The organism is Nocardia sp. NPDC059195, from assembly GCF_042754695.1.
Classification (GTDB): Bacteria; Actinomycetota; Actinomycetes; order Mycobacteriales; family Mycobacteriaceae; genus Nocardia.
In genome coordinates this window covers 108,372-117,970 of sequence record NZ_JBHZBG010000003.1, presented here as the reverse complement: position 1 = coordinate 117,970, position 9,599 = coordinate 108,372, and the positions used below count along the sequence as shown (strand labels likewise).

Sequence of the window (9,599 nt, the reverse complement as noted above, 5' to 3'; positions counted from 1 at the left end):
ACCTCTCGGGGTCCCCCCCGGTTGCGTTGTTCTTCCACCTGGGGTTTTGTGTGGGCTGTCCGTTTGCGGTCGTTGGGGGGGGCCTTTGTTGTCGGCCCCGCCACCTACTATGCCGACACCCCTCCGGCTAGGCCCTGGCTCCCGATCGAGTGCGCGGTTCACGTACGAACGGGCACGCCACCGTTCCGGTGTATCTGCACGCCGACTAGTTCGAATCAGCCGTCTCCGGTACTCCTCCGGAGGCGGCGAATCGCCGTTATCTCGGCACTCCATCGTCGTCATCTGTTCGTGGCTGGTCGTCTGCGCCTACCCGCGAGAGCAGTCGATCCAGTTTGGCGTCCATCGCCGTGAGCCGGTCGTCGTCGAGAGTCGTTTCGTGTGGGGTGAGCAGCAAATCGACGGTCTGCTGTCCGGTCCGGCGCACCTGTAACGGTTTACCCGCGGCGATCTGGCCGCGCGCGGTGTGTTCCAGGGTCCCGAAGACCATGTCGCGCAACAGTGTGGCGGGTGTGGTTGCCGGTAGTCGGGCTTCGGCTTGTAAGTCCTTGATGAGAGCGAGGAACAGGCGAGTGTAGGCGCGGCTGCGCGCATGCATGGTCGCGGCCAGTTCGGAATCGGGCGTGTCTTGGGCGCGGTGCACGAACACGCTGATGAGGTCCCAATCGGTTTCTATTCGGCTCGCCCACCCATCGACGAGGACCCGGAACCGCTCCACCGTTGTCCCCGGGCGAGCGAGCGAGCGTTCGGCCTCGGTCTGCAGGAGGTCGTAGAAATCGCTCATCACGGCCGTGAGCAGGCCGAGCTTGTTGCGGTAGTGCAGAAACACGGTGCCCTCGACGACCCCGGCTCGCCGGGCTATCTCGGCGCCGGTCGCATCGAACCCGAACTGGCGAAAGCACTCGTCGGCCGCCGCGCGAATAGCGTCGCGAGTCCGGTCGCCCTTGGTCTGCGTCTCGATGTGAGTGGTACTCATATCGAAAGTATGGCAGCGAACGGCTCCTACGTCGAACTTGTGCATTGACTTCGGCAAGTCACTGTGTCTAACTCATATGAGTGTCACTCATATATGACTGAGTGGCACTCATGAGAGGTGGTTGCGCAAACGTGGCTGTGTACCGAACGCGGGTCGATCCCGGCTCCGAGCAGTTTCGATCGAATCGAGCGGCGATGCTCGCTCTGATCGACGAGTTCCGCGAGCTGGAGGGGCGTGCCCGAACCGCCTCGCAGCGTTCGGCGGCCCGATTCTCGGCGCGCAAGCAACTGCTGCCACGGCAGCGGTTGTCACGGCTACTCGATCCGGGCGCGCCCTATCTCGAACTGCAGAACCTCATCGGCTACGCGGCGACGGAGAACGGGCTGACCGACGCCGATCGCGCGAGCTCGGTGCCGGGCGGGAGCCTGCTCGCCGGAATCGGCTTCGTCTCGGGCGTGCGGTGCGTGGTCGTCGTCACCGATTCGGGCATCAACGCCGGGGCGCTGTCGGCTTCGTCGCTGACCAAGATCATGCGGTGCCAGCGCATCGCGATGGAGAACCGGTTGCCGTTCGTGCACCTGGTGGAAAGCGCGGGCGCGAACATTCCGGCGTACCGCGTCGAGGGCTGGGTGCTCGGCGGTGAGATGTTCGCCAACCTCGCGCGCCTGTCCGCGGCCGGTATCCCCGTGATCACGGTGTTGCACGGCTCGTCGACCGCGGGTGGGGCGTACATGCCAGGACTGTCGGACGTCGTGATCGGCGTCCGGGGCCGCGGTAAGGCGTTCCTGGCCGGTCCGCCACTGCTCATGGCCGCCACCGGTGAGATTGCCACCGACGAAGACCTCGGTGGCGCGCAGATGCATGCCGACGTTTCCGGCCTGGTGGAATATCTCGCCGAAGACGACGGCGACGCCATCCGGCTGGTCCGTGAGGCAGTCGCGCGCACGGGCTGGGGCACCGAACAGTTACGCGGGGTACCGTCCGGATTCGCCGACCCTGTCTATGATCCGGACGAGCTGGCCGGGGTTGTTCCCCTGGACTACCGCCAGCCCTACGACGTCCGAGAGGTCGTCGCCCGCATCGCCGATGCCTCCGACTTCTCCGACTTCAAGGGCCGCTACGGTCCGCAGACGGTGTGCCTCGAGGGCGAAGTGCACGGGCGCGCTGTCGCTTTCATCGGCAACAACGGTCCCATCGACAACGAGGGCGCCGCCAAGGCCGCGCATTTCATTCAGCACTGCTGCCAGCTGGGCACACCCATCGTCTACCTGCAGAACACCACCGGCTTCATGGTGGGTACCGCCTACGAGCGTGGCGGCATGATCAAGCACGGGTCGAAAATGATTCAGGCGGTCTCGAATGCGACCGTGCCGCAGTTCACCTTCATGACCGGCGCCAGTTTCGGTGCCGGAAACTACGGCATGTGCGGGCGCGGTTACGGGCCGAGGTTCCTGTTCGGCTGGCCCGGTGCCCGCATCGGGCTGATGGGACCGGAGCAAGCCGGTACGACCATGCGCATCGTCGGCGAGGCCGCCGCGAAACGGCGCGGCATGGAGGTACCCGAGGCGGTGCTGGCCGCCAACGAGCGTGCCGTGGTGGATCTGCTCGAGACGCAATCCGACGCCTTCTATGTGTCCGGGCGCGGCGTCGACGACGGGGTGATCGACCCCCGCGAAACCAGAAATGTGCTCGGGTTCCTGCTCGCGACCGTCGACGAGGCGCAACAGATCGACCCCCGACCGGTCAGCTTCGGCGTGGCCAGGATGTGAGTGCAGCGATGACGACAACTCTCCCTGAACTCGAGGAAATACTCCTGAAGGAACGCGGTGGCGTCCTGTACGTCACCTTGAACCGGCCCGAACAGCGCAACGCGCTGTCGACCGAGGTGCTCAACGGCCTGTGCCGCGTGGCCGACCACATCGAGAAGGCGCAGCTGCGCGCGGTGGTGCTGCGCGGAGCCGGGAGTAACTTCTGCGCGGGCGGCGACCTGAAGTCGTTCCGTGACGTATTCCAGGGCGACACCCCCGATCCCGCGCAGATCGCCGCGGTGAACCGCACCTACGGCACGGCGTTGGCGGCGTGGGATCGCTTGCCTGTCGCCGTCATCGCGGCCGTCGAGGGCGCGGCGATGGCCGGTGGCATGGGCCTGGTGGCGGTCGCCGACATCACGATCGCCACGGAGTCGGCGCGTTTCGCCCTCACCGAGACCAAGCTCGGCCTGACCCCGGCACAGATCTCGCCGTTCGTGATCGACCGGATCGGACTGCATCACGCGCGTCGCCTGATGCTGACCTCCCTGGTCATCGATGCCACCGAGGCCAAGCGGCTCGCCCTGGTCGACGAGATCGTCGCCGATACGGCCGCACTCGACGCGGCCGTGGCGCGGACCGTGAATCAGGTGTTGCGCTGCGCGCCAGGCGCGAACGCGCTCACCAAGGAACTGGCGCACACGGCGTTGGACATGGACCGCGAGGCCCTGCTCGACCATGCTGCCGCGCGATTCGCCCAGACCATGCTCGGCGCCGAAGCGCGCGAGGGTGTCGCGGCGTTCCTCGGCAAGCGCGACCCGGAATGGGCGGTGACGGAATGAGATTCGATACCGTACTGGTAGCGAACCGCGGGGAGATCGCGGTCCGGGTGATCCGGACGGCGAAGGAGCAGGGTTATCGCACGGTCGCCGTCTACTCCGACGCCGACGCGAATGCACCGCACGTGCTCGCCGCCGACACCGCCGTCCGCCTGGGCGCGGCGCAGGCAGCCGAGTCCTATCTCGATGCCGGGAAACTGATCGCCGCCGCGAAAAGCAGTGGCGCCCAAGCGATCCACCCTGGTTACGGGTTCCTGTCCGAGCGCGCCGACTTCGCGCAGGCGTGCGCGGACGCCGGCATCGTTTTTATCGGGCCGACCCCGGACTCGATCCGTTCGATGGGTGACAAGGCCGCGTCGAAGCGGCTGATGGCGCAGGCCGGTGTGCCGATGCTGCCCGGCTATCAGGGGGAGGAGCAGTCCGACGCGCGGCTGCTCGCCGAGGCCGAGCGGATCGGCATGCCGCTGATGGTCAAGGCGTCCGCGGGCGGTGGCGGCAAGGGCATGCGACTGGTCACCGAACAGGGAGCCGTGGCCGAGGCCATCGCGGCCGCGCGCCGTGAGGCGTTGTCCGCCTTCGGCTCCGACGTTCTGCTGCTCGAGCGTGCCCTGCTCGGTCCGAGGCACGTCGAGATCCAGGTGCTGGGCGACGAGTACGGCAACGTCATCGCGTTGGGCGAGCGGGACTGCTCGATCCAGCGGCGGCACCAGAAGGTCGTCGAGGAGTCGCCCAGTCCAGCGCTGACGGCCGAATTGCGGCGGAAGATGTGCGATGCCGGGGTGACCGCCGCGGCGAGTATCGGCTACGTCGGGGCGGGCACCGTCGAGTTCCTCCTCGGTGCCGACGGCGAATTCTCCTTCCTCGAGATGAACACGCGGCTGCAGGTCGAGCATCCCGTGACCGAACTGGTCACGGGCCTGGACCTGGTCGATTGGCAGCTGCGGATCGCGCAGGGCGAGCCGTTGACCATCGCACCTGACGATGTCGTCTTGGCCGGGCACGCGATCGAAGTCCGGCTCTACGCCGAGGACCCCGCCAACGACTATCTGCCCGTGACCGGTGCGATCGTCGCGTGGGAACCGCCGGTCGGAGAAGGGATCCGAGTCGACTCCGGCATCACCTCCGGCAGCGTCGTCAGCAGTCACTACGACCCGATGCTGGCCAAGATCATCGCCTACGGCAGCACACGCGAACAGGCCCGCCGCCGACTGATCGGCGCACTCGAACGCACCAGGGTGTTCGGGCTCACCACCAACCGTGGGTTCCTCGTGCGGGTGCTGCGCGACGAGGGATTCGCCGGGGGCGAGGCCACGACGGCCTTCCTCGGCGAGGTCGATCTCACCGGGCCGCGGGCACACTCGCCCCGACAGCTCGCGGTCGCGGCTGGTTGGCTGCATCGGGAGCGCGAGCGCAGGGCGGCGCGGCGTTCACCGGGACTGGCCGGGTGGACGAACAAGGCCGCGCAGACATCGGTGGTTGTTCTCGACGGCAAGGAGATCGGCCTCGAACGCGACGACCGCGGGCTCTCGGTCACCGTCGAGGGCACCACTCATCGCCTCACGTGGAGTGGCGATCAGCTGCTCGTGGACGGGACCGCCGCGGCAGCACAGGGCCTGTGCCCGAGCCCGGACCGGATCCTGCTGGCGTTCGCCGACCGTGACCTCGATCTGTCCGACACCCTGTTCGCACCGCCGGACTCCGCGACGGCCGGCGGCAGTGGGGTTCTCGGCGCACCGATGCACGGCACCGTCACCACCGTGTTCGTCCGGGAGGGCGACATCGTGGCTGTCGGCACGCCGCTGCTGGTGCTGGAGGCGATGAAGATGGAACGTCCCGTGGTCGCCGACGTGGCGGGTGTGATCAGCGAGATCGCCACGGCTGGAAAGCAAGTGGCCGCCGACGACGTCCTGGTCCGCATCCGTACCGAGGAGGGCGAGCAGTGACCGATCCCTTCGAGACCCCGGAGCGGCGAGCACTGCGCGACTCGGCTCGCGGCTTCGCCGAACGGGAGATCGCGCCCTGCTTGGAGCAGTGGGAACGGGACGGATTCGTGCCCGGCGAGGTGGCCGAGAAGGCCGCTGCGGCGGGGCTGCTCGGCGTCGGCTACGCCGAAGAACTCGGGGGCGAAGGCGGTGATCTGGTCGATGCGATGGTGCTCGCCGAGGGCTTGGTGGCCGGTGGCGCCTCGACCGGCGCACTGGCGGCCCTGCTCACACACAACGTGTCACTGCCGCACCTGGTGAAGGTCGGTACACCCGATCAGGTGACGCGATTCGTGAAACCCGCGCTGGCCGGCGAGAAGTGCGGCTCGCTCGGGGTCACCGAGGCGGACGTGGGTTCGGACCTGGCGGCGACCCGCACGACGGCGCGTCGCGACGGTGCGGACTACCTCGTCAACGGCGCGAAGATGTTCATCACCTCGGGTGCCCGCGCCGACTTCGTCACCACGCTGGTGCGCACCGGCGGACCGGGTCCGAAGGGCCTGTCGATCCTGGTGATCGAATCCGGGACACCGGGCTTCACCGTGTCGCGCACGCTGGACAAGATGGGCTGGCTGTGTTCGGACACCGCCGAGCTCGTCTTCGCCGATTGCCGGGTGCCCGTGGCGAACTTGGTCGGCCGCGAGGGCGACGGTTTCGCTCTGCTGATGCACCAACTCGGCTCCGAGCGGCTGATGCTCGCGATCCAAGCGTGCGCGATCGCGCAGCGCAGCCTGGATCTGACTGTGACGCAGGTACGCAACAGGTCGACCTTCGGCAGGACCCTGATCAGCAGGCAGGTCGTCCAGCACCAGCTGGTCGAGATGCACCAGCGCATCGAGGTGGCCAGAACCTATGCGCGCGCGATCGCCGCCCGGTACGCCGAGGGCGAGCAACTGGTCGCGCAGACCTGTATGGCGAAGATCGCCGCGGCGGAAACGTGCTCGTTCGTCGTCGATCAGGCCGCGCAACTGCACGGAAGCACGGGGTTCATGCGGGAGACCGAGATCGAACGTCATTACCGGGATGCCCGGGTGTTCCGCATCGGTGGTGGCGCGAGCGAGCCACTGACGGATTGGGCAGCGAAGATTTTGGGGTACACCGAATGAAGACTGTGACCATCGGCGGCGCCGCGGGTATGTGGGGCGATTCGTATCTCGCGACGCCACAGCTGCTCGCGGACGGACGCTGCGAATATCTCATCTACGAGTCCCTCGCCGAGATCACGATGGCGGTGCTGACGAAGGCGCGCATGAAGGCCCCCGACCAGGGTTACGCGCGCGACGTCATCCGGATCATCGGCGAGAACGTGACCGCCTTCCTCGACGGCGGAGTCAAGGTGATCACCAACGCGGGCGGCATCAACCCGCACGCCGCCGCCGCGGCGTTGCGCAAGGCGGCCGCTGCTGCCGGACGGACCGTGTCGATCGCGACCGTCACCGGTGACGACGTGTTGCCGCTGCTCGACTCGCTGCGCGAGTCGGGATTGCGCGAGACCACGCGCGGCACCGAGTTGCCTGCGCGGCCGATCAGTATGAACGCCTACCTCGGCGCCCGGCCGATCGCCGCGGCGCTGGCCGCGGGCGCCGACATCGTCGTGACCGGCCGGTGCGCGGACAGTGCGCTGGTCCTCGGTCCGCTGATGCACGAGTTCGGCTGGGCTGCAGACGATTTCGACCAGCTGTCGCAAGGAAGTCTGGCCGGTCATCTGCTGGAATGCGGTCCGCAGTCCACCGGTGGTCTGCTCACCGACTGGCAGGCCACCGACAGTTGGGCACACAGCGGCTACCCGATCGCCGAGGTGCGCGCGGACGGGTCCTTCGTCGTCACCACCGCATCCGGCACCGACGCGCTGGTCGACCGGCGCACCGTCGGCGAGCAACTCGTCTACGAGATCGGTGACCCCGCGGCCTATCTGCTGCCCGACGTCGTCTGCGACTGGACCCAGGTTCGACTGGCCGAGCTCGGCCCGAACCGGGTGGAGGTGAGCGGCGCTCGCGGCATCGCGCCGACGCCGACGCTGAAGGCCTGCGCGCAGGTGCTCGACGGCGCCCGCGCGCAGATCATGTTCTTCCTCGGCGGGCACGACGCGGTGGCCAAAGGCAGACGAGCCGCCGCCGACATGGTGGCGCGCTTCGGAACCCTGTTGACGTACAAGGGATTCCCGGAACTACATGAGGTCCAGGTCGATATCCTCGGCGCCGAGGACACCTACGGTCCGCATGCGCGGGGTGGCGCGGCCCGCGAAGTCTGGGTGCGCATCGCGTTGCGGCACGACGACCCGGCGGCACTGTCGGCCGTGATCCGCGAATTCCCCTCGATGGGACTGTCGGGACCGCCGGGAATCGGCGGTGGTGGTGCGTTGCCGACACCGTCGCCGGTGCTGCGGCTCGACAGCTTCCTCGTGCCGCGCGAGCTCCTGCCCGCCCGGGTGGAGGTCGACGGTCGCGCCGTCGAGTTCTCGGATGTGCCACCGGAACTCTGTGAAACCGTCGACAGCCCACGCGGAGTCGACCCCGTCGTGGATTCGGTACCCGACTCCGAGACCGTAGTGGTGCCGCTGCGTGCGATCGCGCACGGCAGATCCGGTGACAAGGGTGCCGACGTGAACATCGGTGTCATCGCACGCCGTCCCGAGTTCGAGCCGATCCTGCACGCGCAGGTGACGGCGAAGGCGATCGGAGAGTACCTGGCCCACCTCGGCTCGACCTCCGTCCAGCGCTACGGCCTGCCGGGGCTGCACGCGGTGAACTTCCTGCTGCGCGATGGACTCGGCGCGGGCGGCACCGCGTCCCTACGCGTCGACCCGCAAGGCAAAGCCGTCGCCCAACAGCTACTCGAGATGCCCGTCCGGGTCCCCGCAGCACTGCGATCCCTGATTTCCGACGAGGAGTTCCCTTCATGACCGTGTTTTCACCGGAGCACGAGCAGTTCCGCGATTCGGTGCGCCGATTCGTCGACGAGCGCATCAACCCGAATATCGACAAGTGGGAAGCCGCGGGCATGATCCCGCTGCACGACATCGTCACGCAGATGGCCGAACTCGGCTTCGTCGGCCTCGACTACGACCCGGCCTACGGCGGCCAGGGTGCCGACCATCTGTTCACGCTCGTGCTGGCCGAGGAGATGGGCCGGGTCGATCACGGCTCGTTCCCGATGGCGTTCGGCGTGCACAACTCGATGGCGACACCGTCGTTGCACAAGTACGGCACACATGAACTGAAAGAACAGTTCCTCGCGCCCGCCATGCGCGGCGAGATGATCGCCGCGGTCGCGGTCGCGATCACCGAACCGGACGCCGGCTCGGACGTGGCGGGGCTGAAGACCCGGGCTCGCCGTGACGGCGACGACTGGATCATCAACGGCTCGAAGATGTTCATCACCAACGCGCTGCAGGCCGACTGGCTCTGCGTGCTCGCCCGCACCTCCGACGAGGGCGGCTTCAAGGGGATGAGCCAGATCATCGTGCCCACCGACACCCCCGGATTCTCGGTGGCGAAGAAGCTCGACAAACTCGGTATGCGCGCGTCCGACACCGGCATGCTGTCCTTCGACGACGTCCGTGTGCCTGTGTCGAACACGATCGGCACCATCGGCCGCGGTTTCCAGCAGCAGATGGAACAGTTCGTAATGGAACGCATGTGGGGCTGCTATTCGGTGCCGTCCGGGATGGAGGTCGCCCTCGGTCGCACCCGCGATTACGCCAAGCAGCGCAAGGTATTCGGACAGCCGTTGTCGTCGCAGCAGTACCTGGCCTACACCTACGCGGAACTGGCCGCCGAAGTCGACCTGCTGAAGGTCTACAACCGCGATATCGCGCAGGCGTATATGCGCGGGGAAAACGTCACCCGCAGTGCCACCATCGCGAAACTGACGGCGGGCCGGCTGGTTCGCCACGTCGCCGACTGGTGTCTGCAGGTGCACGGCGGTGTCGGATACATGGAGGAGACGTGGACCGCGCGCTTCTTCCGCGACAACCGGTTGCTGGCGATCGGTGGTGGCGCCGATGAGGTGATGATGCGGGTCCTGTCCTCGATGGACGGCTTCGTGTGATGGCCTC

At 67.5% G+C, this 9,599-nt stretch carries 7 protein-coding genes; 6 read left to right on the top strand and 1 reads right to left on the bottom strand.

All coding sequences use genetic code 11. The annotated features are described in order from the left end of the window. Window positions 1-256: 256 nt before the first annotated feature. Window positions 257-973, bottom strand: coding sequence for a TetR/AcrR family transcriptional regulator (locus tag ACFXKN_RS05355; protein WP_378950035.1), 717 nt, complete (start codon window positions 971-973; stop codon window positions 257-259). Between the two features lie 194 nt (window positions 974-1,167). Between ACFXKN_RS05355 and ACFXKN_RS05350 the strand changes: the two genes are divergently transcribed. Genes ACFXKN_RS05350 through ACFXKN_RS05325 form a run of 6 tightly spaced genes read left to right on the top strand, consistent with a single transcriptional unit; the run spans window position 1,168 to window position 9,592 of the window. Then, the gene (locus ACFXKN_RS05350; RefSeq protein WP_378950033.1) at window positions 1,168-2,742 is read left to right on the top strand and encodes an acyl-CoA carboxylase subunit beta; all 1,575 of its coding nucleotides are present in this window, start codon (window positions 1,168-1,170) and stop codon (window positions 2,740-2,742) included. A gap of 8 nt (window positions 2,743-2,750) precedes the next feature. Further along, window positions 2,751-3,563, top strand: coding sequence for an enoyl-CoA hydratase/isomerase family protein (locus tag ACFXKN_RS05345; protein ID WP_378950031.1), 813 nt, complete (start codon window positions 2,751-2,753; stop codon window positions 3,561-3,563). After that, window positions 3,560-5,503 (top strand): biotin carboxylase N-terminal domain-containing protein, encoded by a 1,944-nt coding sequence (locus ACFXKN_RS05340; protein ID WP_378950029.1) that lies wholly within the window; start codon window positions 3,560-3,562, stop codon window positions 5,501-5,503. Before ACFXKN_RS05345 ends, ACFXKN_RS05340 begins: the two co-directional genes overlap by 4 nt. Beyond that, on the top strand, window positions 5,500-6,648 hold the full coding sequence (locus ACFXKN_RS05335) for an acyl-CoA dehydrogenase family protein (RefSeq protein ID WP_378950026.1): 1,149 nt from the start codon (window positions 5,500-5,502) through the stop codon (window positions 6,646-6,648). Before ACFXKN_RS05340 ends, ACFXKN_RS05335 begins: the two co-directional genes overlap by 4 nt. After that, window positions 6,645-8,444 (top strand): acyclic terpene utilization AtuA family protein, encoded by a 1,800-nt coding sequence (locus ACFXKN_RS05330; protein ID WP_378950024.1) that lies wholly within the window; start codon window positions 6,645-6,647, stop codon window positions 8,442-8,444. The genes ACFXKN_RS05335 and ACFXKN_RS05330 overlap by 4 nt, the downstream gene beginning before the upstream one ends. Beyond that, window positions 8,441-9,592, top strand: coding sequence for an acyl-CoA dehydrogenase family protein (locus tag ACFXKN_RS05325; RefSeq protein ID WP_378950022.1), 1,152 nt, complete (start codon window positions 8,441-8,443; stop codon window positions 9,590-9,592). Before ACFXKN_RS05330 ends, ACFXKN_RS05325 begins: the two co-directional genes overlap by 4 nt. Window positions 9,593-9,599: the final 7 nt, after the last annotated feature.

Excerpts from the sequence above, each read along its gene's own strand:
- ACFXKN_RS05330 (WP_378950024.1), top strand. The coding sequence starts at position 6,645 with ATGAAGACTGTGACCATCGGCGGCGCCGCGGGTATGTGGGGCGATTCG.
- ACFXKN_RS05340 (WP_378950029.1), top strand. The coding sequence starts at position 3,560 with ATGAGATTCGATACCGTACTGGTAGCGAACCGCGGGGAGATCGCGGTC.
- ACFXKN_RS05350 (WP_378950033.1), top strand. The coding sequence starts at position 1,168 with ATGCTCGCTCTGATCGACGAGTTCCGCGAGCTGGAGGGGCGTGCCCGA.
- ACFXKN_RS05345 (WP_378950031.1), top strand. The coding sequence starts at position 2,751 with ATGACGACAACTCTCCCTGAACTCGAGGAAATACTCCTGAAGGAACGC.
- ACFXKN_RS05355 (WP_378950035.1), bottom strand. The coding sequence starts at position 973 with ATGAGTACCACTCACATCGAGACGCAGACCAAGGGCGACCGGACTCGC.
- ACFXKN_RS05325 (WP_378950022.1), top strand. The coding sequence starts at position 8,441 with ATGACCGTGTTTTCACCGGAGCACGAGCAGTTCCGCGATTCGGTGCGC.